The 23,653-nt window shown below is 74.4% G+C and carries 21 protein-coding genes and 1 tRNA gene; 7 read left to right on the top strand and 15 right to left on the bottom strand.

What is annotated here, in order from left to right; all coding sequences use genetic code 11:
• Positions 1 to 2: 2 nt before the first annotated feature.
• The 3 genes from DT057_RS19495 to lipB all read right to left on the bottom strand — a co-directional run bounded on the left by DT057_RS19495 (position 3) and on the right by lipB (position 3,192).
• The gene (locus DT057_RS19495; RefSeq protein WP_128563766.1) at positions 3 to 950 is read right to left on the bottom strand and encodes a TIM44-like domain-containing protein; all 948 of its coding nucleotides are present in this window, start codon (positions 948 to 950) and stop codon (positions 3 to 5) included.
• A gap of 184 nt (positions 951 to 1,134) precedes the next feature.
• Positions 1,135 to 2,292 carry an ATP-binding protein gene (locus tag DT057_RS19490; protein ID WP_128563765.1) on the bottom strand — a complete coding sequence of 386 codons (1,158 nt, stop codon included), beginning with the start codon at positions 2,290 to 2,292 and terminating at the stop codon, positions 1,135 to 1,137.
• 162 nt (positions 2,293 to 2,454) lie between these two features.
• Positions 2,455 to 3,192, bottom strand: coding sequence for a lipoyl(octanoyl) transferase LipB (gene lipB / locus DT057_RS19485; protein WP_128563764.1), 738 nt, complete (start codon positions 3,190 to 3,192; stop codon positions 2,455 to 2,457).
• 96 nt (positions 3,193 to 3,288) lie between these two features.
• Here lipB and DT057_RS19480 point away from each other — a divergent pair, with 96 nt between their 5' ends.
• Positions 3,289 to 3,594 carry a FliM/FliN family flagellar motor switch protein gene (locus DT057_RS19480; RefSeq protein WP_128563763.1) on the top strand — a complete coding sequence of 102 codons (306 nt, stop codon included), beginning with the start codon at positions 3,289 to 3,291 and terminating at the stop codon, positions 3,592 to 3,594.
• Positions 3,595 to 3,726: 132 nt separating this feature from the next.
• Positions 3,727 to 3,811: transfer RNA gene (locus DT057_RS19475), tRNA-Leu, on the top strand.
• Positions 3,812 to 4,073: 262 nt separating this feature from the next.
• Here the strand turns inward: DT057_RS19475 and DT057_RS19470 are convergent.
• The 6 genes from DT057_RS19470 to chpT form a co-directional block, all read right to left on the bottom strand.
• Positions 4,074 to 4,949, bottom strand: a complete 876-nt coding sequence (locus tag DT057_RS19470; RefSeq protein ID WP_128563762.1) for a CheR family methyltransferase — start codon at positions 4,947 to 4,949, stop codon at positions 4,074 to 4,076.
• 40 nt (positions 4,950 to 4,989) lie between these two features.
• Positions 4,990 to 6,156 (bottom strand): protein-glutamate methylesterase/protein-glutamine glutaminase, encoded by a 1,167-nt coding sequence (locus DT057_RS19465; RefSeq protein WP_128563761.1) that lies wholly within the window; start codon positions 6,154 to 6,156, stop codon positions 4,990 to 4,992.
• Positions 6,157 to 6,264: 108 nt separating this feature from the next.
• Positions 6,265 to 6,630, bottom strand: a complete 366-nt coding sequence (locus tag DT057_RS19460) for a response regulator (protein WP_128563760.1) — start codon at positions 6,628 to 6,630, stop codon at positions 6,265 to 6,267.
• 13 nt (positions 6,631 to 6,643) lie between these two features.
• Positions 6,644 to 7,141 (bottom strand): chemotaxis protein CheW, encoded by a 498-nt coding sequence (locus DT057_RS19455; RefSeq protein ID WP_128563759.1) that lies wholly within the window; start codon positions 7,139 to 7,141, stop codon positions 6,644 to 6,646.
• Between the two features lie 34 nt (positions 7,142 to 7,175).
• Positions 7,176 to 9,929, bottom strand: a complete 2,754-nt coding sequence (locus tag DT057_RS19450; protein WP_128563758.1) for a hybrid sensor histidine kinase/response regulator — start codon at positions 9,927 to 9,929, stop codon at positions 7,176 to 7,178.
• A 328-nt stretch (positions 9,930 to 10,257) separates the two neighbouring features.
• On the bottom strand, positions 10,258 to 10,917 hold the full coding sequence (chpT, locus tag DT057_RS19445; protein ID WP_128563757.1) for a histidine phosphotransferase ChpT: 660 nt from the start codon (positions 10,915 to 10,917) through the stop codon (positions 10,258 to 10,260).
• 163 nt (positions 10,918 to 11,080) lie between these two features.
• On the opposite strand from chpT, the gene DT057_RS19440 reads away from it, so the two are divergent.
• A complete protein-coding gene (locus DT057_RS19440; RefSeq protein ID WP_128563756.1) occupies positions 11,081 to 11,920 on the top strand; it encodes a 3'(2'),5'-bisphosphate nucleotidase CysQ family protein in 840 nt (279 codons plus the stop codon).
• A gap of 49 nt (positions 11,921 to 11,969) precedes the next feature.
• On the opposite strand, the gene solA is transcribed toward DT057_RS19440, so the two are convergent.
• From solA to DT057_RS19410, 6 genes are all read right to left on the bottom strand, one after another.
• A complete protein-coding gene (gene solA / locus DT057_RS19435) occupies positions 11,970 to 13,106 on the bottom strand; it encodes an N-methyl-L-tryptophan oxidase (RefSeq protein WP_128563755.1) in 1,137 nt (378 codons plus the stop codon).
• A 69-nt stretch (positions 13,107 to 13,175) separates the two neighbouring features.
• The gene (locus DT057_RS19430) at positions 13,176 to 14,219 is read right to left on the bottom strand and encodes a DUF4167 domain-containing protein (RefSeq protein WP_128563754.1); all 1,044 of its coding nucleotides are present in this window, start codon (positions 14,217 to 14,219) and stop codon (positions 13,176 to 13,178) included.
• 399 nt (positions 14,220 to 14,618) lie between these two features.
• Positions 14,619 to 15,521 (bottom strand): peptide chain release factor N(5)-glutamine methyltransferase, encoded by a 903-nt coding sequence (prmC, locus tag DT057_RS19425; protein ID WP_128563753.1) that lies wholly within the window; start codon positions 15,519 to 15,521, stop codon positions 14,619 to 14,621.
• A complete protein-coding gene (gene prfA, locus DT057_RS19420; protein ID WP_128563752.1) occupies positions 15,518 to 16,597 on the bottom strand; it encodes a peptide chain release factor 1 in 1,080 nt (359 codons plus the stop codon). Before prfA ends, prmC begins: the two co-directional genes overlap by 4 nt.
• A 197-nt stretch (positions 16,598 to 16,794) precedes the next feature.
• Entirely contained in the window at positions 16,795 to 19,056 is a 2,262-nt protein-coding gene (ptsP, locus tag DT057_RS19415; RefSeq protein ID WP_128563751.1) for a phosphoenolpyruvate--protein phosphotransferase, read from the bottom strand.
• A 196-nt stretch (positions 19,057 to 19,252) separates the two neighbouring features.
• Positions 19,253 to 20,488, bottom strand: a complete 1,236-nt coding sequence (locus DT057_RS19410) for an aspartate kinase (RefSeq protein WP_128563750.1) — start codon at positions 20,486 to 20,488, stop codon at positions 19,253 to 19,255.
• Positions 20,489 to 20,740: 252 nt separating this feature from the next.
• On the opposite strand from DT057_RS19410, the gene ubiG reads away from it, so the two are divergent.
• The 4 genes from ubiG to DT057_RS19390 all read left to right on the top strand — a co-directional run bounded on the left by ubiG (position 20,741) and on the right by DT057_RS19390 (position 23,537).
• Positions 20,741 to 21,508 carry a bifunctional 2-polyprenyl-6-hydroxyphenol methylase/3-demethylubiquinol 3-O-methyltransferase UbiG gene (gene ubiG, locus DT057_RS19405; protein ID WP_128563749.1) on the top strand — a complete coding sequence of 256 codons (768 nt, stop codon included), beginning with the start codon at positions 20,741 to 20,743 and terminating at the stop codon, positions 21,506 to 21,508.
• Positions 21,509 to 21,575: 67 nt separating this feature from the next.
• Entirely contained in the window at positions 21,576 to 22,148 is a 573-nt protein-coding gene (locus DT057_RS19400; protein ID WP_128563748.1) for a YbhB/YbcL family Raf kinase inhibitor-like protein, read from the top strand.
• A gap of 87 nt (positions 22,149 to 22,235) precedes the next feature.
• Entirely contained in the window at positions 22,236 to 23,210 is a 975-nt protein-coding gene (locus DT057_RS19395; RefSeq protein WP_128563747.1) for an NADPH:quinone oxidoreductase family protein, read from the top strand.
• A gap of 159 nt (positions 23,211 to 23,369) precedes the next feature.
• Positions 23,370 to 23,537: a YqaE/Pmp3 family membrane protein gene (locus tag DT057_RS19390; protein ID WP_128563746.1), complete on the top strand. Its 168-nt coding sequence runs from the start codon at positions 23,370 to 23,372 to the stop codon at positions 23,535 to 23,537.
• Positions 23,538 to 23,653: the final 116 nt, after the last annotated feature.

The raw sequence follows: 23,653 nt of genomic DNA, 5'->3' as shown, positions 1-23,653 counted from the left end.
GCTCAGGCCGCGCGGGTCTGCTGGATCGCCGAGACCAGCCACGGACCGCCGCGCTCGCGGGCGAAGGTCCAGATCTCGGTGGCCTCGGGGGCGCCGGTCTCGACGACCCGGCCGCTGGCCCGGTCCACCGTGGCATCGCGCAGGGTGTAGCGCATGGCCACCGTGGCGTAGTCCACCGGACCCTCGCGCCAGGACTCGGCGAGGTCGCCCTGCTGGAGCTTCACGTCGGCGATCTTGTTGACCACGCCGCGGGCCGCGTTGGCCTTGAGCTCCTCGGTGAAGTAGCCGGCCATCTCGGGCGTCGTGTGGCGGCGCAGGGTCGCGACGTCCTCGTTGCCGTAGGCGAGCTGGACCTGCCCGAGGGTGCGCTCGAACGCGTCGAAATCCTGCGGGCTGATGCCGACCTGGTCGGGCTGCGCCGGGCGGGCCGCGCCGCCACCGGACGCGCCGCCGAGGCCGCCGAGGGGGCCGGGCCCCGCCGGGGCGGGACCGTTGCGGCTGTAGGCGCCCGCCAGGGCGGGCTCCTGCTGGCGCCGCCGGAAGAACCGGAATGCCAGCATGGCGAGGCCCACGATCAGGCCGACCTGGAGCAGCAGGCCGATGAACGACGCGATGCCGCCGAGGCCGCCGAAGAAGCCGCCGCCGATGAGCGCGCCGAGGAGGCCGGCGCCGAGGAGGCCCGCGAAGAAGCCGCCGCCGAAGCGGCGCTGCGGAGCTGCCGCCGGGCTGCCCATCGGGGAGCCGGGCTGGGTCATCGAGCGCTGCATCGGCGCCACGCTGCCGGGAGCGGTCGCGGTCGGGGCCGGAGCCGAGTAGGTGCGCGAGCCACGCGAGCCCATGGAAGAGCCGCCGCCGGGACGCGCCTCGCCGGCCGTCGCCGCCACGGCCATCAGGGCCGCCAGGCTGAAGGCCACCGCCGTACGGCGGCCGCGGGAGAAGGTGGTCATCATCGGTTCGTATCGCCTCGCGCAAAGCATGGAGGGGCGTTCGGCCCCGACGCACATATGGGGATCGTCCCCGCGCAGTAGAAGAGAGGAACCGCGGGGTCCGCAGCCCCTCCCGTAACTTCGCGGCGTGAAGAATCCCCGATGACGAGGGGGTGTGCCAAGCGGGAAATTTTTGCGTCCTGCGGGATTATTGCGCGGCATCACTTCGTAAGGCGTCCCGCTCGGGCGGCCGGCGCGTCCGCTGCGGATCGGCCGCCGGGAAGGTGAGCCGGAGCAGCGTGCCCTCCCCGGGATGGCTGCGCAGGGCCACGGCGCCGTTCTGGCGCTTCACCAGAGCGTTGAGGATGGCGAGCCCCGTGCCGCGCCCGGGCTCGCGGGTGGTGAAGAACGGCTCGAGCGCCCGCGCCAGCACCTCGGGCGGCATCCCGGCCCCGGTGTCGGCGACCGTGAGCACGACGTGGCGGCCGGCCGTACCGTCGGAGGACACGCCCTCGCCGCCGAGATTCTCGGTGGCGACCGCGACCCGCCCGCCCGCCGTCATGGCCTCGCGGGCGTTGCTGAGCAGGATCTGCAGGATCAGCTCGGTCTGGATCGGGTCGACGAGGGCGATCCAGAGATCGTCCGCGAGGTCGAGGTCGAGCCCGATGGCCTCGCCGAGCACGGCCCGGGCCCGCCCCGCGAAGCCGCGCAGGAGCCCGTTGAGATCGACGGGGCGCGGCTCCGGCCGGTGCTTGCGCGAGAACGACAGCAGGTGGCGGGTGAGCGTCGAGGCGCGCTCCGCGGCGTCGGTCGAGCGGGTGAGCGCCCGCTGCACGAACGGGTCCGGATGATCCCCGAGCCGCCGCCGCAGGCCGTCGACGTAGCCGACCAGGATCTGGAGCAGGTTGTTGAACTCATGGGCGACGCTGTTGGTGAGCTGCCCCAGCGCCTCCCGCCTCTGGGCCTGGCCCAGGGCCGATTCGAGGTCGCGGCAGCGCGAGACGTCGACGCATTGCGCGAGCCGCAGGGCGCCGCCCGTCCCCTCCCCGTCCACGGCCGAGACGTGCAGGACCGCCCAGAGCGTGGCCCCGTCCGCCCGGCGCAGCTGCGCCTCGGCGCTGCCGGGCCCGTCCGCGGCCACGAGGGCGCGCAGGGCGGCCTCCCCGTGGGCGTCGCAGCCGAATTCCGGCAGCGCGCGCCCGACGAGGCCCCGGCCCAGGAGCGCGAGGGCGGGCGGGTTGGCGAAGGCGACCGGGCACCCGGGCCGGGCCGGATCCAGCAGCAGGGAGGGGAGCGGCGCGACCGCGAGGCTCGCGCGCAGGAGGCGCGTCGGATCGTCCCCCGGCCCGGCAGCGGTCACTGGCACGAGGACATCCGACACGGGCGGTCTCCGTGATGGCGCGGCGCGGGACCCGGACACTCCGCAAAGGCGTGCGGTGGCAGAGACTTGCGGCACGCCCGCCAGCCGGCGGGGCGCACCCGGCAGTCTAGCCGCCCGCTCGCGCGCTGACCAGACGGGCGGACGCGATCAGGGGCCGCCATCCCCAGCCTCGTCCGGCACGCCGGGCCGCGTCGGCCCGAACACGTCCTCGAAGCGGGCGCGCAGCACCCCGTCGACCTCCGGCATGCTCACCGGGCGGCCGAGATCGACGAGGCTGGTGACCCCGTGCCCGCGCACCCCGCAGGGCACGATGCCGGAGAAGTGCGACAGGTCGGGCTCGACGTTGAGGCTGATGCCGTGGAACGTCACCCAGCGCCGCACCCGGATGCCGATGGCCGCGATCTTGTCCTCGACGCCCGGCCCCTTCTCGGGGCGCCGCACCCAGACGCCGACCCGGTCCTCCCGGCGCTCGCCCCGGATCGTGAAGGCGTCCAGGGTGGCGATGAGCCAGGTCTCCAGCGCCGCCACGTAGGCGCGCAGGTCCGGGCGCCGGCGGTTCAGGTCCAGCATCACGTAGGCCACGCGCTGGCCCGGCCCGTGGTAGGTGTACTGCCCGCCCCGCCCGGTGCGGTGGACCGGGAAGCGCCCCGGCGCCACGAGGTCGGCCTCCCGCGCCGAGGTGCCGGCGGTGTAGAGCGGCGGGTGCTCCACGAGCCAGACCGCCTCGGGGGCGCGGCCCTCCGCGATGGCGGCGGCCCGGGCCTCCATGGCGGCTTCCGCCGCGCGGTAGTCGAGCAGGCCCTCGCGCACCGCCCACGCGACGGGCGGCGCACCGGGGGCCGCGCGGAGCCCCTCCGGCGCCGCGGCGAGGCGCGCGTTTACCAACGCTTCACCATCTGGGCGGAAAGCTCTTGCGGGCGCGGACGGCGCTGCGGGACCGGATCGGCCGGCGGGCGCGGGCGGAAGGAGCGGGTCGGGCACGTGGCGGTTCTCGAAGACCTCAAGGTGGACCTCACGGTCGTGCTCGGGCGGGCCCGGATGCCGATCCACATGCTGCTGCGCATGGGCCGCGGCGCGGTGATCGAGCTCGAGTCGATCGATACCGATATGGTCGAGATCCTCGCCAACGACCACCCGATCGCCCGCGGGCAGATCGTCGTCACGGGCAACCGCATCTCGGTCGAGGTGACCGAGCTGATCCGCAAGGCCGAGGTGGTGCGCGAGGCCGGCATCCGCATCGGCGACGGCGCCGCCTCCCTGCTCGCGGCGGGGCCGGGCGGACCCTGACGCGGCCGCGGCAGATTCTTTGCCCCGTTTCCCCCCGGGCGCTTGTGGCCCCGGAATCGATCTGTTATTCGCTGCGCCGCTTCGACGGGTTTCATCCCCGCCGCGCCGGCACCCCGGCGCCCGGAGCACTCCGCGGCCGTGGCGGAATTGGTAGACGCGCTAGCTTGAGGTGCTAGTTGGGCAACCAGTGGAGGTTCGAGTCCTCTCGGCCGCACCATCCCGATCTCCCCGGAGACTCGCGGTGGCCGCTCATGATCGCAGCCCCCGGGCCGATCGAGACGGCAGGGCGCGCGCGCCGGCCCCGGGCGGGATCGGGCGCGCGAGCGGCCCCTGATCATTCGCGCCGCCGCCCCTGAGCCGCCGCCCCGCCGCGCGCGGGCCGCTCCGGACGGCATCCCGATCTCTCGCCTGCATCGACCCCGCCGGAGAGCGGCCGGGCTCTCCCCCGCGCCGGCAACCGCGGCGCGGGGCCGGCCGCCTCAGCGCACCGCCCGGCGCACCGCCGGCTGGAACGCGGGCGCGGCCGCGGCGCCGGCCGCGAGGGCCCGCCCGTGCCGGTACAGGCCCCGGTTGTCGGTATCGGGCGCCAGGGTGTCCGTGATCCCGATCACCGTCTCGGCGGCGCCGAGCAGCACCGCGCCGTCCGGGGCGAGCTGCTCGGCGATGCGGCGCAGCACGTCCGCCTTGGTCACCGTGTCGAAGTAGATCAGCACGTTGCGGCAATACACGATGTCGAACGTGCCGAGCTGCTCGAACGGGTGCAGCAGGTTGAGGGGCCGGAAATCCACCATGTCGCGCAGGGATTGCGCGATGCGCCACTGCTCGCCGACCTGCTCGAAGTGCTTCAGCATCAGCTGCACCGGCAGCCCGCGCTGGACCTCGAACTGGTTGTAGAGGCCGAGCTTCGCCTTCTCCAGGACCTCCGTCGAGAGGTCGGTGGCGACGAGCTCGACCCGCCAGCCCGCGAGCCGCGGGCCCGCCTCGGCCAGCATCATCGCCAGCGAGTAGGGCTCCTGCCCGCTCGAGGCGGCGGCGCACCAGATCCGCAGGCGGCGCTGGCCCGCCCGGGCCGCCAGGGCCTGGGGCAGCAGCACGTCGCGGAACAGGTCGAACGGGGTGCGGTCGCGGAAGAAGAACGTCTCGTTGGTGGTCATCGCCTCGACCACCGCGCGCTCGATCGCGCCGTCGCGCGACAGCCGCAGGCAGCCGACGAGGTCCGAGAAGCCCGAGAGCTTGAAGCGCCGGCACACCGGCATCAGCCGGCTCTCGAGGAGGTAGTGCTTCTCCGCCGTCAGGGCGAGGCCGGAGCGCTGCTTGAGGTAGCCGCGCAGGAACTCGAACTCGATGTCGGTCATCGGCGCGGCGCCCTGCCGGAGGAAAGCGTGAGGGTCCGCATCAGTGGGGGGCTCCCGGGCCGGTGATTGCCGCCCGCAGGGCCGGCCCGATCGCCGGCAGCGGCAGCACCTCGTGGGCGTAGCCCGCCTTGACCAGGCTGCCCGGCATGCCCCAGACGGTCGAGGAGGCCTCGTCCTGGGCCAGCATGGTGCCGCCGGCGTCGATCAGGGCCTTGGCCCCCTTGGTGCCGTCCGAGCCCATGCCGGTGAGCACGACCGACAGGGTCGCGGCCCCGAACACCTCGGCGGCGTCGCGGAACATGACGTCGACGGCCGGGCGGCAGAAATTCACCGCGGGCCCGTCGTCGAGGCGCACCGTGACCTCCTGGCCGCCGCCGGCCAGGCCCATGTGGCGCCCGCCGGGGGCGACGTAGATGGTGCCCGGCCGCAGCGCCTCGCCGTGCCGGGCCTCCGCGGACGGCAGCCCGGTCCGGGTGCCGAGGTGCTCGGCGAACACCGCCGTGAAGACCGGGGGCATGTGCTGCACGATCAGGATCGGCAGGCGCCGCAGGGCGGCGGCGCCGATCCCCTCGAGCACCTCGCCGACGGCCCGCGGCCCGCCCGTCGAGGCGCCGATCAGCAGGCAGCGGGGCGCCGCGCGCAGCGGGCGCGGGCGCAGCACCACGGGCGAGGCCGGCTTCGCAGGAGGCGTGGGCGGCGGCGCCCGCTCGGCGCCGAGCGGGCGCTCGACGGGCGCCGGGCGCCCGAGCGGCCGGCCGCGCAGGGCGGCCCCGAGCATCCGCACCTTCTGGATCAGGTCCTCGCGGAAGCTCGCCTGGGTGGTGACGCCGCGGTTGCCCTCGGGCTTCGGCAGGTAGTCGATGGCGCCGAGGGCGAGGCAGCGCAGGGAGATCTCGGCGTTGCGCTGGGTCAGGGTCGACATCATCACGACCTGGAGCCCCGGCCGCTTGGCGAGCATCCGGGGCAGGGCCTGGGTGCCGTCGAGCTCGGGCATCTCGATGTCGAGGAGGACGATGTCGGGGTTGGCGCGGTCGAGGGCGTCGAGGGCGATGCGGCCGTTCGAGGCGGTGGCCACGACCTCGCACCCCGCCTCCTCGAGCCAGCGCGACACGAGCCCGCGCACCACGACCGAATCGTCGGCCACGAGGACGCGCACGCGCGATCCGGCGGAAGGCGGGGGCGGGGAAGGCGCGACGGAAGCGGCCATGCTGTCTCTCGCTGCTCGCGCGCGGGCGCGGCCTTGGGTGGGCGGATCGTCCGCCGGGATCCGTCGCGCCGGGCGCGCCGGCGGCCGGCGCCGGGGCGCCGGAGGAGCTCAGGTCAGGCCGACTTCCTGAAGCTTGGCGGTGACGATGTCCCGGTCGAAGGGCTTCATGATGTACTCGTCGGCGCCGGCATGCAGCGCGCGGGCGATCGACGCGACGTCGTTCTCGGTGGTGCAGAACACCACCTTGGGGCGCATGCCGTCGGGCTGGCGGCGCAGGGCGCGCAGGAACTCGTAGCCGTCCATGTTCGGCATGTTCCAGTCGAGCAGGATCACCTCCGGCATGGCGGCCTCGCAGAGGGCGGCGGCCTCGCGGCCGTCCTCGGCCTCCGCCACCCGGAAGCCGAGGCCCTCCACGATCCGGCGTGCCACCTTGCGGATGACGGCGGAGTCGTCGACGATCAGGCAGGTCTTCATCCGATCCCCCTCGTCAGGCCGCGGTCGCGGCGATCCGCTCGTCCCCGAAGGCGAGCACGGCCTCGACGTCGAGGACGATCAGCAGGCGGCCCTCGAGCCGGTGCACGCCGCGCGAGACGCTGCGCCAGCGCGCGTCGAGGTGGACCGGGTTCGGCTCGAAGGTGTCGGCGGAGAGCTTCATCACCTCGCCGACCTGGTCGACGAGGACGCCGTAGGCCTCGCCTGCGTGCTCGAGCCCGACCGCCATGTTGCGCCCGTCCGCCGCCTGGTCCGGCAGGCCGAGGCGCCGGCGCAGGCAGATCGCCGTCACCACGCGGCCGCGCAGGTTGAGCAGGCCCTTGATCTCCGGCGGCGCCAGGGGGACCTCGGTCAGGTTGGTGGCGATGAACACGTCGTGGACGCGGTCGATCGGCAGCCCGAACAGCTCGTCCCCGAGGGTCACGGTGACGTAGTCGGTGGTCTCGCCGGCGGGCGTGGTGCCGTTGGCGGTGTTGGTGTTGGCGGCCATCATGGCGGGGCTCGGCTCCGGAGGGCTGGCGTGAGGCTCAGGCGGCGACGTCGAGGGGATCGCTGGTGATCTCGTTCAGCGCGGCCACGAGGCCGCTGCGGTCGAACTTCGCCACGCAGTCGCCGACGCCGAGCGCCCGCGCCCGGGCGATCGCCTCCGGCGCCATCGTGCCGGCGAGCGCCACGACCGGCATGGCGGCGAGGTGCGGGGCCCCCTTGCGCATCGCCTCGATCAGGTCGAAGCCGGACCGGCCCGGCATCTCGAGGTCGCTCACCACGAGGTCGATCCGGCCCTCGCCGCCGAGGAGGCCGAGGGCCTCGTCGACGCTGCCGGCCGTCAGCACGCGGTAGCCCGCGGCCTTCAGCACCGGGGTCAGCATCTCCCGGAAGAAGGGCGAATCGTCGACGAGGAGCAGGTTCGGGGCGCGGGGCATGGCCCGGTTCGAGGGCCGGCCCCAATCCTCGTGGGCGAGCGGCAGGTAGTGGGCGATGTTGACGATCTCGGTGGCGCGGCCGCGCACCACCGCCGAGCCGATCAGGTCGGAGCGCTCCGCCACCAGCTCGACGTCCAGCACCTCGTCGACGATGTCGACGATCTCGTCGACCACGAGGCCCATGGAGCGCTCGCCGTCCGAGAACACCACCAGGGCCTGGGCGCCCTCGCGCTTGAGCGCCTGGCCCGGATCGGCCGGGACGAGGGGCATGAGGCGGCCGCGGTACTGGATCAGCGGCCGGCCCCCCACCCACTCGATCTTGGCCGCGTCGATCTCCTCGAGGCGGGTCACGAGGGAGAGCGGCACCGCCTTTAGGGCGTCGCCGCCGCCCTTGAAGACGAGGAGCGTCACCGGCTGGTCGGCGCTCGATTCCTCGGCCTCCGCCTCGGCCTCGACCTGCTGGCCGCTGGCCACGCCCGACCCGACCATCCGGGCGACCCCGTTGGGGTCGATGATCAGCACGACGGCGCCGTCGCCCAGGATGGTGTTGCCCGAGAAGAGCGGGATGTGCCGCAGCTTCGTGGACATCGGCTTCACGACGATCTCCTCCGTGTGGAAGACGCCGTCCACCAGGATGCCGAAGCGCTGGCGCCCGACCTGGCTCACCACCACGAAGCCCTCGTCGGAGGACGAGGCCGCGCCCGGCGCGTCGAGGCCGAGCATGCCGGCCACCGGCACGATCGGCAGCAGGCGGTCGCGCAGGCGCAGGACCGGCGAGCCGTTGATGCGCTCGACGGCGTGGTCGGTGCCGGGCCTCACCCGCACCAGTTCCAGGACCGAGACCTGCGGGATCGCGAAGCGCATGTCGCGGGCCGAGACGATCAGCGCGGCCACGATCGCCAGCGTCAGCGGGATCTTGATCGTGAAGGTGGTTCCGCGGCCGAGCTCGGTCTGGATGTCGATGGTGCCGCCGATGAGCTCGATGTTGGTCTTGACCACGTCCATGCCGACGCCGCGGCCCGAGACCGAGGTCACCGCCTTGGCGGTCGAGAAGCCGGCGTGGAAGATGAACTTCGCCACCTGGGCGTCGGTCATGCGCTCGACCTCGGCCTCGGCGGCGACGCCGCGCTCCACCGCCTTGCGGCGGATCGCCTGGAGGTCGAGGCCCTTGCCGTCGTCGGCGATCTCGATCGTGATCGTGCCGCCCTCGTGGAAGGCGTTGAGCCGGATCGTGCCCTTGTCGGGCTTGCCCACGGCCCGGCGGTCCGCCCCGGACTCGATGCCGTGGTCGGCGGAGTTGCGCACCATGTGGGTGAGCGGGTCCTTGATCACCTCGAGGACCTGGCGGTCGAGCTCGGTCTCGGCCCCCTGCATCACGAGGTCGATCTTCTTGCCGAGCTCCGAGGAGAGATCGCGCACCACCCGCGGCAGCTTCTGCCAGGCCGAGCCGATCGGCTGCATGCGGGTCTTCATCACCCCTTCCTGCAGCTCGGCGGTGACGTGCGAGAGGCGCTGCAGGGGCACCTTGTAGTTGCCGTCCTCGTGGCGACGGGCGATCTCGAGGAGCTGGTTGCGGGTCAGCACCAGCTCCGAGACCATCGTCATCAGGTGCTCGAGCGTGTCGACGTTCACCCGGATGGTCTGGACCTTGTTCACCGGGCCGGCATCGCTCTCGGACGCCGCCTCGGCGCGCGCGGGCTCCTGACGCACGGGATCCTGGCGCACGGGCTCCTGGCGCGCGGGCTCGGCTCTCCGGGCCTCCGGCGGGCGGGCCTCGTCCTGGTGGGGCCGGGCCTGCTGGGACCGCACCTCGTCGAGCCGGACGACCTCCGGGGCGGGCTCGGGCTCGGGCTCGGCCCCAGGCCCGGGCGTATCGCGAAAAGCCCGCTCCAGGTCGTCGAGGGAGACCTCGCCGGGCTTGAGGGCCCGCTCCAGGATCTGCGGCAGCACCACCTCGTCCACCCGGGGCGCGGGCGCCGGGACGGGCGCCTCGGACATCCGCTCGAGGCTGCCGATGAGGTCGTCGTCGACGCCGGCCGGCTCGGCGGCGGTGCGCTCGAGCTCGGCCACGATCAGCTTGATGCGGTCGAGGGTCTGCAGGATCAGGCTCACGGCCGGCGTCGTCACCGGCAGGCCGTCGCGGAACTTGCCCATCAGGGTCTCGGCCGCGTGGGCCAGCGCCTCAAGGCGCGGCAGGCCGAGGAAGCCGCAGGTGCCCTTGATGGTGTGTACCAGGCGGAAGATGTTGCGCAGGATGGTCTGGTTGTTCGGATCCTGCTCGAACCGGACGAGTTCCAGATCGACCGTGTCGAGATGCTCGCCGGTTTCGGTCAGGAATTCACGCAGCAAATCGTCCATCGCGGGCACCCGTCGATCCACGCAGGATCTCTGCGCGGCCCCAAGGTGCCACCGGAGCCTTTAAGATCCGTTGCCGGATCGACTCGAGATCCCGCGCGATCCCCGCTTGATCGCGGTCGGGCGAGAGTCCAGCGGACGTGAACCAGGATGCCGCCGAATCCGTCCGGGCCGCGCGAGCCGATGAGGCGCCGTGCGATGCTGTCGAAACCCCGGCCGGCGCGGATTCTCCGGCCCGCGAACCCTGCGTCAGGCCGCCGGAGCGCCGCTCCGGGCCGGCGGCTCAACGCTGGGCGCGTGCCGGCAACCGGCGCGGCGCGGGGCCGGCGCCTCAGGCGGCCGCGCCGGCGGGGGCCGGCTCGGCCCGGATCGTCACGGTGTCGCCGTCGATCGAGAGGTGCACCCGCATCTCGGCCGCCCGGGCCACGAGGCCGGCGTAGAACGGCTGGATGGCGTGGGCGTCGACCGAGCCGCTCTCGGGCGCGCCGGCCAGGAGGGCCTCGAGGTGGGGCGGGATGCGGGCGTGGCTGCCCTTCATGGTCAGGACGAAGTCCGGCGCCTCGGCGGCGCCCGACACCACGACGTCGATGACGCCGCCCCGCGGGATCGTGGTGGCGGCGACCACGACCAGGTTCAGGAGCAGCTTCACCTTGTTCTTGGGAAACAGGGCCCGCGGCGCGCTCCAGGTGAGCTGGGTCTTCTCGTCCCCGAACATGCCGCGCGCCACGCCCTCGGCGTCCGCCAGATCGATGCTGGACCCGGCCGAGCCGGCGGCCCCGAAGGCGATGCGGGCGAATTGCAGCCGGGCCGAGGCCTGCTTGGCGCTCTTGCGGATCAGGTCGAGGGCGAAGTCGCGCATCCCGGCGTCGTCCTCGTCCTCCAGCACCTCGAGGCCGTTCACGATGGCGCCCACCGGGCTGATCACGTCGTGGCAGACCCGCGAGCAGAGCAGCGCCGAGAGGTCGAGGGCATCGAGGGTCACGGTGGTCATGGCGCACTCCGCGGAACCGGCGGGCGGGGTCGCGGCGGCACCCGCCACGGTCGAAGCGGCACGGATAGCGACCCGCCGCGGGTTTGGAAAGGCGGTCCCGGCGGCCGGGGAAACGGCGCGGGCCCGCATCGACAAACCCGCGGCGGCACGGCATGACGGGGGAATGACAGTTCCTCTCTCGCAGGACCGCGTCCCGGATCCGACCGAGCGCGACGCCGTCGCCGGCATGCTGGCCGAGATCGCCTGCTCGGCCGGGGTCATCCTGCGGCACTTCGAGCGCGGCACCTGCCAGCACCACCTCAAGGCGGACGGCTCGCCGACGAGCCAGGCCGACCTCGCCGCCGAGGCGCACATCGTGGCCGAGCTCGCCCGGCACTGGCCGGCGATCCCGGTCATCGCCGAGGAGACCGCCGCCACGGCCGCGCCCGCGGCGCTGTTCTTCCTCGTGGATCCCCTCGACGGGACCCGGGACTTCCTCAAGGGCACGGGCGAGTACAGCGTGAACATCGCCCTCGTGGCGCAGGGGCGCCCGGTCGCGGCGGCCCTGGCGGCGCCGGCGCTCGGCCGGGTCTGGAGCGCCGGCGCCGCCGCCCGCGAGGCGCCGATCGTCGAGGGCCGGCCGGGCGCGTCGGCCGCCATCGCGGTCCGGCCGACGCCCCGGGAGGGCATGACGGCCCTGGTCAGCCGCCGGCACGGCGAGGCCGCCGACGAGACCTGCCTCGCGGCGCTGCCGGTGGGCCGGCGCCGGCCCGCCTCCTCGGCCCTGAAGTTCGGGCTCATCGCCTCCGGGGAGGCCGACCTCTACGTGCGCGGCGGCCCGACGATGGAGTGGGACACGGCCGCGGGCGACCACATCCTGACCCGGGCCGGCGGCTGCGTCGTCTGCCCGAAGGGCCGCCCGTTCACCTACGGGCGCAATCCCGGCCGCTACCTGAACGGCCCCTTCGCGGCCCTGGGCGACCCGGCCTTCGCCGACAGGCTGGTGCTGCGGGCGACGGCCTGACGCAGGACGCGGGCGCCCCGGGAGGACGCGGGCGCCCCGGGGCCGGACGTCAGGCGCCCGCGAAGCGGCCGAGCCCGTGGAGGGCGATGTCGAAGCGCGTGCGCCCCTCGGTGGCGAGGTCGGCCAGGATCTCGCCGATGACGCTGCAGAACTTGTAGCCGTGGCCGGAGCAGGGCGAGGCCGCGATGACCTGGGGCAGGCCCGGCAGCGCGTCGAGCACGAAGTGCTCGTCGGGCGTGTTGGTGAACAGGCAGGACCGGAGCGCCATGGTGGGCCCGTCCGCCTTCGGGAAGTAGCGCGCGAGGGCGCCGCGGAGCGCCGCCTCGTCGCGAGGATGGACCTCGCGGTCGATGGTCTCGGCCGGCCCGGTCTCCCGCAGGTGGTGGTAGAGGCCGAGCTTGAACCCGGGCTGGCCCCAGACGGGGAATCCGTAGAAGTGCCCCTCGTCGAAGAGGGCGTTGAAGACCGGGAAGGCCCGGGGCCGGAACGCGTCCGGCTCCCGCGGCTGGAACCAGCCCAGCACCTGGCGCTCGGGGACGGCCCGCCCGGCCAGCGCCGGCACGAGGTCCTGCATCCAGGCCCCGGCCGAGAGGATCAGCCGGCCGGCCTCGTAGGTGCCCCGCTCGGTGCGCACCCGGACCCCGTCCGGGGTCGGCTCCCAGGCGAGCGCCCGCTCGCGGGCCCGGATCTCGGCGCCCGCGTGCTGCGCCATGGCGACGTGGGCGACGATCGCGCGCTCGGAGGCGACGAACCCGCCCTCCTGCTGGAGCAGGGCCGTGTGCCCCGGCGGCAGGCCGTAGCCGGGAAAGCGGGCGTTGAGGTCGCGGGCGGAGAGGACCTCGTGGGGCAGGTCGTGGGCCCGGCAGGCCGCCCGCGCGCCCTCGACGACGCGGCTGCCCTCCGGTCCGGCATCGACCGAGCCGGTGACGTGGAGCAGCGGCTCGCCGAACCGGGTCTCGAGGTCGCGCCAGTTCTCGTAGGCGCGCCGCAGGAGCGGCACGTAGGACGGGTCCTCGAAATACGCGAGGCGGATGATGCGGTTGACGCCGTGGGACGAGCCCATGGCGTGCGGTATGTCGAACCGCTCGAGGCCGAGGACGCGCTGTCCGCGCCGGGCCAGATGCCAGCAGGCGGCGGAGCCCATGCCGCCGACACCGAGCACGATCACGTCGTAGATGGGCGCCACACGCGTCTCCCGGGCACGGGCGGGGCGGGATCCGGGCTCGCGCGCCGGATCCCGCCCCGCCGGTCCGCCTCACTCCGCCGAGGGCGTGTCCGACGAGGTCGGGAACAGCTCGCCCGCCGCGTCGGTCCCGGCCTCGCCGGCCGTGCCCTCGAAGCGGGTGCGGCGGCGGCGGCGGGGACGGGGCGCGGGCGCCTCGGCCTCCGCGTCGACCGGGATCGCGGGCGGCGGGGCCTCCTCGACCGCGGCCGGGGGGCGCACCGGGGTCGTCAGGAAGGCCGGCAGGCCGCCGGGCTCCTCGTCGACGCGGGACGGCTCGGCGCGGGGCTCCTCGCGGCGGCGCTCGCGGCGGAACTCGGCCCGGCCGCCGGCGTCCGGGCGGGTGGTGCCCTCGCGGTATCCGTCCTGCCGGGGCTGCTCGCTGCGCGCGAAGTCCTGCCGCTCGGGACGATCCTGCCGCTCGGGGCGGTCCTGCCGCTCGGGGCGGTCCTGACGCTCGACGCGCTCGGGCCGGTCCTGGCGCTCGGGACGCTCGACGCGCTCCTGGCGCTCGACGCGCTCCGGCCGATCCTGGCGCTCGGGGCGGTCCGGCCGCTGCGGCCGGTCGCTCCGGGCCTGGAAGCGTTCGCGGCGATCCTGCGGCTCGCGGCGATCCTGGCGATCCTGGCGGTCGAAGCGTGCCGAGCGCTCGGACTCGACGCGGCTCTCGTAGGGCTGGGGCTGCTGGCCGGGATCCGCGTAGTCGTCGGCGTGGCCGTAGCCGTTCTGGGCGTAGCCGTTGACGCCGCGGCCGTCCTGGCCGGCCGGGTAGCCGTTCTGCTGCGGGCCGTCGTCGTCCTCGTCGCCCTCGTCGTCGAAGGCCTGACGGCCGTAGGTGCCGCCGTATTGCTGGCGGTACTGCTCGTTGGCGGCGGCGATGATGCGCTGGTAGTGCTCGCCGTGCTGGAAATAGTTCTCGGCCATGACCGGATCGCCGTTCGCCTGGGCATCTCGCGCCAGCTGGGCGTACTTCTCGGCGATGTGCTGGGCCGTTCCACGGATCTTCACGTCGGGGCCGTTCGATTCGTAGGCCCGGGTGAGTGGGTTCGGGCCCTTGCTCCGGTTACGGCCACGCATACGCCTGTTCTGGTTTGGTCTCATCGGTCTCGACTGACCCTCGTTCGACGACTTGAAGGGCGGACTTCACGCGCGGAGCGAACCGGTCGCCGGCATCGGGCGGCCCGTTCGGGCCGTCCCGCCTCCGCGACACTGTTCGTCGTGCCCTGTGCAACCGCGGGCTCTCTCGCGTTCAAGTCGCCCATCGATTCACAGATTCAGGTCACCGGACCGCCTGCGCGCTCATTGGTCCGCCCGGTGGTGGGAGATCGTCCAAGGTCCACGCTGGGGTCGCGCCCGAGAACCTAGCCTGGTTGTCTTTCCGGACCGTTCACGATCTGCCGGGGGACGTTAGCGGGTTTGGCCGGACGAGCCAAGTAAAATCGAACGCAACGGCATCAGAAACCTCGACAATCCGCCTCATCCGGCCTCCGCGCGGGCCATCGCGACGACCCGGGGATGGCCCGCGAGATCGCGGCGGACCGCCTCGACGCGCAGACCGGCGGCCGGTGCGAGGGCCCGCAGGGCGTCCTCCTGGTCGTAGCCGATCTCGACCAGGAGCCGGCCCTCCGGCGCGAGCAGCCCGGGCCCGTCCGGGCCGCCGGCGGCCTGCGCCAGGATGACCCGGTAGGCCGCCAGGCCGTCCGGTCCGCCGTCGAGGGCGAGGTGCGGGTCGTGGGCGCGCACCTCCTCGGCGAGGTCGTCGATCCGCGCCGTCGCGATGTAGGGGGGGTTGGCCACGACGACGTCGTAGCGCCCGCCGGCGAGGGCCGCGCCCCAATCCCCCGCCGCGAAGGCGGCCCGGGCCGCGACGCCGTTGCGGGCCGCGTTGGCGCGGGCGGTGGCGAGGGCCGCGGGCGAGCGGTCGATCCCGAGGCCGGTGGCGCGGGGCCACTCGCTCAGGAGGGCGACGAGGAGGCAGCCCGAGCCGGTGCCGAGGTCGAGCAGGCGCAGAGGGCCCGGCCGCGCGAGGGCGAGGGCCGCCTCGACGAGCGTCTCGGTGTCCGGCCGCGGCACCAGCGTGGCGGGGCAGAGCCGGAACGGCAGGCCCCAGAACTCCCAGGCGCCCGCGATGCGGGCGACCGGCTCGCCGGCGCAGCGCCGCGCCAGTCCTTGCGCGAGGCGCCGCGCGCCCTCCGCGCCGATCGGCCGCTCCGCGCCGAGGACGAGGTCGGTGGGGCGCAGGCCGAGGCACTCCTCGAGCAGGAGGCGGGCGTCGAGGGCCGCGGTCCCGATGCCGTGCCGGGCCAGGATCGCGGCGGCGCGGGCCCGGGCCTCGGCGCGGGTGGTCGCGCCGTCGACCGGCCCGGGGGAGGCGGTCACGCCATGCCCTCGGCGGCGAGCAGGGCGGCCTGGTGCTCGGTGACGAGGGCGTCGATCACCTCGTCGAGGGCCGTGCCAGCCATCACCTCCTCGAGGCGGTAGAGGGTGAGGTTGATGCGGTGGTCGGTGACGCGGGCCTGCGGGAAGTTGTAGGTGCGGATGCGCTCCGAGCGGTCGCCGCTGCCCACCTGCGCCCGGCGGTCGGCGGCCCGGGCGGCGTCCTTCTGGCCGCGCTCCTGCTCGTAGAGGCGGGCGCGCAGCACCGCGAGGGCGCGGGCGCGGTTCTTGTGCTGGGAGCGCTCCTCCTGGACGAAGACCACGATGCCGCTCGGCACGTGGGTGATGCGGATGGCGGATTCCGTCTTGTTGACGTGCTGGCCGCCGGCGCCCTGCGCCCGCATGGTGTCGATCTTCAGGTCGGCGTCGTTGATCTGGACGTCGACCTCCTCGGCCTCCGGCAGCACCGCCACGGTCGCGGCCGAGGTGTGGATGCGCCCCTGCGCCTCGGTGTCGGGCACGCGCTGGACCCGGTGCGCGCCGCTCTCGAACTTCAGGCGGGCGAAGACGCCGCGCCCCTTCACCTCGGCCACGACCTCGCGGTAGCCCCCGACCGTGCCGGGGCTCTCCGAGATGATCTCGACGCGCCAGCCCTTCAGATCGGCGTAGCGGGCGTACATGCGGAAGAGGTCGCCGGCGAACAGCGCGGCCTCGTCGCCGCCCGTGCCGGCGCGGACCTCCAGGATGGCGCTCTTCTCGTCGGCGGAATCCTTGGGCAGGAGCATGAGCTGGAGCGCCCGCGCGGCCGCGTCGCGGGCGGCCTCGGCCTCCGGCTTCTCGTCGGCGGCGAGCGCCCGCATCTCGGGGTCGCCCTCCTCCAGCATCGCCTCGACGCCGCGCACCTCCGCCTCGGCGGCCCGGTAGGCCCGGATGGATTCCACCACGGCGTCGAGGTCGGAGAGCTCGCGGGAGAGCTGGACGAAGCTCTCGGCATCGGCCTCGCCGGCGCTCAGGGTGGCGGTGACGATGTCGTGGCGGGCCAGGATGGCGTCGAGACGGTCGGAGGGGATCGCGATCATGACCGGGATATGGGCTTGCGCGGGGTCGGGTTCAGCCGGGGCGGCCCGCGCCCGGTGCCGGAGACGGGCCCGCGTATAGCAGGTCTGCCGCCGGTGACGAGTCGCCCCGGGGCGAGGGGCGCCCTGCACCGGGCGCCGGGCCGCGCCGGCGGCCCGCCCGGCCGGGCGGGCCGGCCGTCGGGGCCCGTCCGGGGGATTCAGATCGGGACGCCCTGCGCCTCCGCGAAGGCGGCGAGCGCCGGGCGCAGGGACGCGCCGTCGCTCGTGCGGGCGAGCTCGGCCTCCAGGAAGGCCCGGATCGCGCCCGCGTCGAGGCCGAGCACCATCGCCTTCACGGGGCCGATCGCGGCCGGGGACATCGACAGGGTGCGGAAGCCGAGGCCGATCAGCGCCATGGCCTCGAGGGGCCGGCCGCCGATCTCGCCGCAGACCGTCGCGGGGGTGCCGGCGGCGCTGGCCCGGTCGGCGATGAGCCGGAAGGCCCGGAGCGCCGGGGCGCAGAGCGGGTCGAAGCGGTCGGCGACCCGGCGGTTCTCGCGGTCGACCGCGAACAGGAACTGCATCAGGTCGTTGGAGCCCACCGAGAGGAAATCGGCCTCGGCGGCGATCTCGTCGATCTGGAACAGGAGCGAGGGCACCTCCACCATGACGCCGAGGCGGCACTCGGAGGGCAGCGGGTAGCCGTGGCGGGCGAGGTGGGCCTTCTCGCGCTCCGCGATCGCCCGGGCGCGGACGAACTCGTCCACGGTGGCGACCATCGGGAACATGATCTTCAGGGGCCGGCCGCCGGCGGCCTTGAGGAGCGCGCGCACCTGCATGCGCAGGAGCCCCGGCCGGTCGAGGCCGATGCGGATCGCCCGCCAGCCCAGCGCCGGGTTCTCCTCCTCGGGCGCCTTCATGTAGGGCAGCACCTTGTCGCCGCCGATGTCGAGGGTCCGGATCGTCACCGGCAGGTCGCCGGCCGCGGTGAAGACCGCCTCGTAGAGCACCTGCTGCTCGGCCGCCGAGGGCATGCGCTCGGCGATCATGAACTGGAGCTCGGTCCGGAACAGGCCGATGCCCTCGGCGCCGGTCTCGTGCAGGTGGGACAGGTCGACGAGGAGGCCGGCGTTGAGGTGGAGCCCGATCTCCACGCCGTCGCGGGTCAGCGCCGGCAGGTCGCGCAGGGAGCGGTACTGCTCCTGGCGCCGGGCGCGCAGGCGCGCCTTCTCGGCGTAGGCGGCCTCGACCTCGGGGCCGGGGCGGATCTGGACCTCGCCGGTGCCGCCGTCGACGATGATGGCGTCCCCGGACTCGACGAGGGCGGTGGCGTTGGCGACCTCGCCCACCGCCGGGATGCCCAGCGCCCGGGCCACGATGGCGATGTGGCTGGTGGGCCCGCCCTCCTCCAGCACCACGCCGCGCAGGCGGGCGCGGTCGTAGTCGAGGAGCGCCGCCGGCCCCATGGAGCGGGCCACCAGGATGGCGTTCTCGGGCATCGCGGAGGGCCCGAGCCCCTCGCGGCCGACGAGCTGGCGCAGCAGCCGGTTGGCGAGGTCGTCGAGGTCGTGCAGGCGCTCGCGCAGGTAGGGATCGCTCTGGCGCAGCATGCGGGCGCGGTTGTCCGACTGGACCCGCTCCACCGCCGCCTCGGCGGTGAGGCCCGAGAGCACCGCCTCCCGCATCCGGCGCAGCCAGCCCTGGTCGTGGGCGAACATCCGCACGGTCTCCAGCACCTCGCGGTGCTCGCCGACGCCCGCGACGTCGCCGCGCTCGACGAGGTCGTCGATGGCCGAGCGCACCTCCGCGATGGCGGTCTCCAGGCGGCCGACCTCGCGCTCGACGTTCTCGGCGATGAGGTTCTTGACCACGATGCGGGGCTCGTGGAGCACGACGTGGCCGAGGCCGACGCCGTCCGCCAGCGGCACGCCGGCCTGGCACAGGGTGCGGCGCGAGGCGCTCACCGTGCCGGGCGAGAGGGCCTGGAGCTCGCCCGAGGCGATCATCTCCGCCAGCACCATGGCGGTGGTCTGGAGCGCCTCGATCTCCTCCTCGGAATAGACCCGGTAGGTCCGGTTCTGCACCACCAGGACGCCGAGCGTGTTGCCGGCGCGCAGGAGCGGCACGCCCAGGAAGGCGTGGTAGGCCTCCTCGCCGGTCTCCGGCCGGTAGGAGAAGGCCGGGTGCGACTGGGCGTCCGAGAGCGAGAGGGGCTCGGCGGTGGTGGCGATCAGGCCGACGAGGCCCTCGCCGGCCCGCATGGTGGTGAGGTGCACCGCCTCGCGGTTGAGGCCCTCGGTGGCGAAGAGCTCCAGCATGCCGTCGTCCCGCAGGACGTAGACGGAGCAGACCTCCGCGACCATGTTGGCCGCGATGATGACGACGATGCGGTCGAGGCGCACCTGCGCGCCGACGGGCTCCGCCATGGCCTCGCGGAGGCGGCGCAGTAGCAGGCGCGGGCCTCCAGGCGCTGCGGGCATCGTGTCGTCTTCCACCCTGTGGCGAGCCGGACCCGGAGCGGCGCAACCGGGGATGCGCTTCGGCGACGGGCCTTCGACGCATCAGCCTCTTAGGCCGTATAGCGAGTCGGGTGCCCGCCGGGCAAGCACCGTCTGCCGCGCGGGCCCCGGCCCTTCGGGGCCCCGGGGCCGAGGCACCCCGCGGGCGGGGGCCGCCTCAGGCCTTGTCGAGCCCGTAGAGCGAGTGGAGCGTGCGCACCGCGAGCTCGGTGTAGGCCGCGTCGATCAGGACCGAGAACTTGATCTCCGAGGTCGTGATGGCCCGGATGTTGATGCCCTTCTCGGCGAGGGCCCGGAACGCCTTGGCGGCGACGCCGGCGTGGCTGCGCATGCCGACGCCGATGGCCGAGATCTTGACCACGTCGGTGGCGCCCTCGATGCGCTCGAACTCGACGATCCCGGCCTGCGCGTCGAGGATCGCGCGGGCCCGCTCGTAGTCGCCGGCCGGGACCGTGAAGGTCATGTCGGTGGTCGAGGCGTCGCCGGACACGACCTGGATGATCATGTCCACGTTGATGTTGGCGTCGGCGAGCGGACCGAAGATCGCCGCCGCGATGCCGGGCTTGTCCTTGACCCGGCGAAGCGTGATCTGGGCCTCGTCCTTCGAGAAGGCGATGCCCGTGATGATCTGCTGTTCCACGATGTCGTCCTCGTCGCAGATGAGGGTGCCGGGGCGGGCGTCGTCGGGATCGTCGAAGGAGGAGCGCACGGTGGTGGGCACCCGGTGCACCATGGCGAGCTCGACGGAGCGCACCTGCAGCACCTTGGCGCCGAGGGAGGCCATCTCGAGCATCTCCTCGAAGGCCACCCGCTCGAGGCGCCGGGCCCGGGTCACCACCCGCGGGTCGGTGGTGTAGACGCCGTCGACGTCCGTGTAGATGTCGCAGCGCTCGGCCCCGATCGCTGCCGCGACCGCGACCGCGCTCGTGTCCGAGCCGCCGCGCCCGAGGGTCGTGAGGCGCCCGCTCGCCGGGTGGATGCCCTGGAACCCCGCCACCACGGCGACCTCGCCGCGCCGGAAGCCGGCGTCGAGGCGCGCCCCGTCGATGCCCTGGATGCGGGCCGAGCCGTGCTGGTCGGTGGTCTCGATGGGGATCTGCCAGCCCTGCCAGGAGCGGGCCCGGATGCCCATCTCGGAGAGCACGATGGCGAGGAGCCCCGAGGTCACCTGCTCGCCGGAGGCCACCACGGCGTCGTACTCGGACTGGGCGTAGAGGGGCGAGGCGTCCCGGCACCAGGCCACGAGCTCGTTGGTCTTTCCCGACATCGCCGAGACCACGACCGCGACCTCGTAGCCGGCGCGCACCTCGCGGGCGACGTGGCGGGCGACGTTGCGGATGCGCTCGACCGTGGCGACGGAGGTGCCGCCGAATTTCATCACCAGGCGGGGCATGGGGATCCGATCGGACAGGGTGGCCCGCGCCGCGCCGGTGACGGCGGCGGCGGCGTCGCGAACCGCCTGGCGGGTACCCGCGGGGCGGGGCGGTGTCAATGCGGGGCGCGCCCCCCGGCCGGGACCCGCGCCCCCGGGCGGGCGGGCGCGGGCCCCGCCCGGATTTGGCCGGGCCGGCGGAGTGCGCTACGTCCTCCGGCGGGCGCGCCCGGAGCCGCCCGCGCGTCCCCGAACCGGAAGAGATCCGCGCCGATGAGCGAACCGACCGGACCCTCGATCGACCGCGACGAGGTCGCGCGCTTCGAGCGCCTCGCCGCGACCTGGTGGGACGAGGCCGGGCCCATGCGGGTGCTGCACCGCTTCAACCCGGTGCGCCTGGCCTACATCCGCGACGCCGCCTGCCGCCGTCTCGGCCGCGACCCCCTCGGGCCCCGGCCGCTCGACGGGCTCACGATCGTCGACGTCGGCTGCGGCGGCGGGGTCCTGTCCGAGCCCCTGGCGCGCCTCGGCGCCGAGGTCACGGGGCTCGATCCGGCCCCGGCCAACATCCGGGTGGCGCGGGCGCACGCCGAGGCGGCGGGCGTGCCGGTCACCTACCGGGCGGAGACGATCGAGGCGGTGGCGGCGGGGTCCGCGCGCTTCGACGTGGTGCTGGCCATGGAGGTCGTCGAGCACGTCACCGACATGCCGGCCTTCGTGCGGGCGGCCTGCGGGGCGGTGAAGCCCGGCGGCCTCCTGTTCGCCGCGACCATCAACCGGACGATGCGCTCCTTCGCCCTCGCGATCGTGGGGGCCGAGTACGTCCTGGGCTGGCTCCCCCGGGGCACCCACGACTGGGAGAGGTTCGTCACCCCGGGCGAGCTCACCCGGGCGGTGGAGGGCGGCGGCCTCAGCGTCGCCGACGTCACCGGCGTGGTCTACAACCCGCTCACCGACCGCTGGCGCGCGGCCCGCGACACGGCCGTGAACTACATGATCGCGGCCGAGCGCCCCGGCCCGGCCGGCGCCCGGGACGCCTGAGACCGGTCGCGTCGCCGGCGGGCCGGCCGCGGGCGGCCGGGATGGATGAGCGAGCCAGGAGAAGCCCATGCTGGAGAAGATCCCGCACGCGATCGGCGAGGCCCTGTCGGGCCTCAAGGCCGGGGTCGAGAAGACGGCCTTCCACGCCGAGTTCGACACGGTCCCGGCCGGCCTCAGCGTCACCAGCACGGCCTTCGCGGACGGGGCGCCGCTGCCGGCGCGCTTCACGCAGGACGGCGCCAGGCTGTCGCCGCCCCTGGCCTGGAGCGGGGTGCCGGCGGGCACCGCGGCCCTGGTGCTGCTGGTCGAGGACGCCGACAGCCCGACCCCGAAGCCGTTCGTGCACGCGATCGCCTGGGACCTGCCGGCGGACGGGCCGGGCCTCGCCGAGGGCGCGCTGGCGGGGCCGGGCTCGGACGGGGACGGCTACGACCTCGGCAGGAACACCTTCCTCAAGGCCGGCTACCTGCCGCCGGACCCGCCGACGGGCCACGGCCCGCACCGCTACCTGTTCCAGCTCTACGCCCTCAACCGGCATCTCGGCCTCGACGGCGCGCCGGGCCGGGGCGCCCTGCTGGCGGCCATGCACGGGCACGTCCTGGCGAAGGGATTGCTGACCGGGACCTACGAGCGGCCCTGACGCCCCGGCCCGGCTTGCCAGCCGTCCCGGCCTGTCCCAGGAGAGCGCGAGGGCCGCCGGGGCAGAGGCGGCGAGGGAGGACGAGGCATGAAGGCGCTCCTGTGCAAGACGCTCGGCGGGCCCGAGGACCTGGTGATCGAGGAGTTGCCCGATCCGGTGCCGGGGCCCGGCGAGGCCCTGGTGCGGGTGACGGTGGCGGCCCTGAACTTCTTCGACACGCTGATCATCGCCGGCCGCTACCAGGTGAAGCCGGAACTGCCGTTCTCGCCGGGGGCGGAGGCCTGCGGGGTGATCGAGGCGCTGGGTCCGGGGGTCGAGGGCTTCCGGGTCGGCGAGCGGGTCATCGCGCATCTCGGGCACGGCGCCTGCCGGGAGCGCGTGGTGGTCGGCATCGCCGGCCTGACGCGGGTGCCCGAGGGCGTCGGTGACGAGCAGGCGGCGGGCCTGAGCGTCACCTACGGCACCTCGCTGCACGGGCTCCAGGACCGCGCGGCCCTGAAGCCGGGCGAGACCCTGGCGGTGCTCGGGGCGACGGGCGGCGTCGGGCTCGCGGCGGTGGAGCTCGGCCACGCCATGGGGGCGCGGGTCATCGCCTGCGCGTCCTCGGCCGAGAAGCTCGAGGTGGCCCGCGCCCACGGCGCCGACCTGACCCTCGACTACAGCCAGGAGCCGCTGCGGGACGGCCTGCGCCGCCTCGGCGGGGAGGCCGGGATCGACGTCGTCTACGATCCCGTCGGCGGCGACTACTCGGAGCCGGCCCTGCGCTCGCTCAACTGGAAGGGGCGCTTCCTGGTGATCGGCTTCGCGGCCGGCCCGATCCCGCGGATCCCCCTCAACCTCGCCCTCCTGAAGGGCATCGACATCCAGGGCGTGTTCTGGGGCGCCTTCATCAAGCGCGAGCCCGGCGCGCACGCGGCGAACCAGGCCCGCCTGCTCGCCCTCGTGGCCGACGGCAAGCTGTCGGCGAAGGTGCACGGCGTCTACCCGCTGGCGGAGGCCGCCGCGGCCCTCGGCATCCTGGCGCGACGGGAGGCGATGGGAAAGGTGCTGCTGCGGCCCTGACACCTCGCCGGCCGGGGCTCGGAGGCGCCGCGGAGGAACCCCGTCCCGGTCCCGCCGGGACGGGGCCCTCCCCGGCCGCCGCGCTGACGCTGCGGGAACAGATCCCGCGCTGCGCCGTTCCAAGCGCAGCCTCTTCCCGCACGGCAGAACGGAGATCCCGTGGGCGACCTCATCCGCATCATCCTGCTCGTCATCATCCCGCCGGTCGGGGTGCTGTTCACGGTCGGGCTCGGGCTGCAGTTCTTCCTGAACGTGCTGCTGACCGTGTTCGGCTACGTCCCGGGCCTGATCCACGCGGTCTGGGTGGTCACGCGCCGCGGCTACTGAGGGGCCGGGGCCAAGGGAGCCGGCGAAGAGAACCGGACACGACAACGCCGCCGCCCGGGGTCCGGGCGGCGGCGTTGTCGTGACGGTGGTTGCGGGGACAGGATTTGAACCTGTGA

The sequence above is a fragment of the Methylobacterium crusticola genome (assembly GCF_003574465.1).
Lineage (GTDB): Bacteria > Pseudomonadota > Alphaproteobacteria > Rhizobiales > Beijerinckiaceae > Methylobacterium > Methylobacterium crusticola.
Note: the sequence above shows the minus strand (reverse complement) of the source record. Positions and strands in the feature narration are given on the sequence as shown.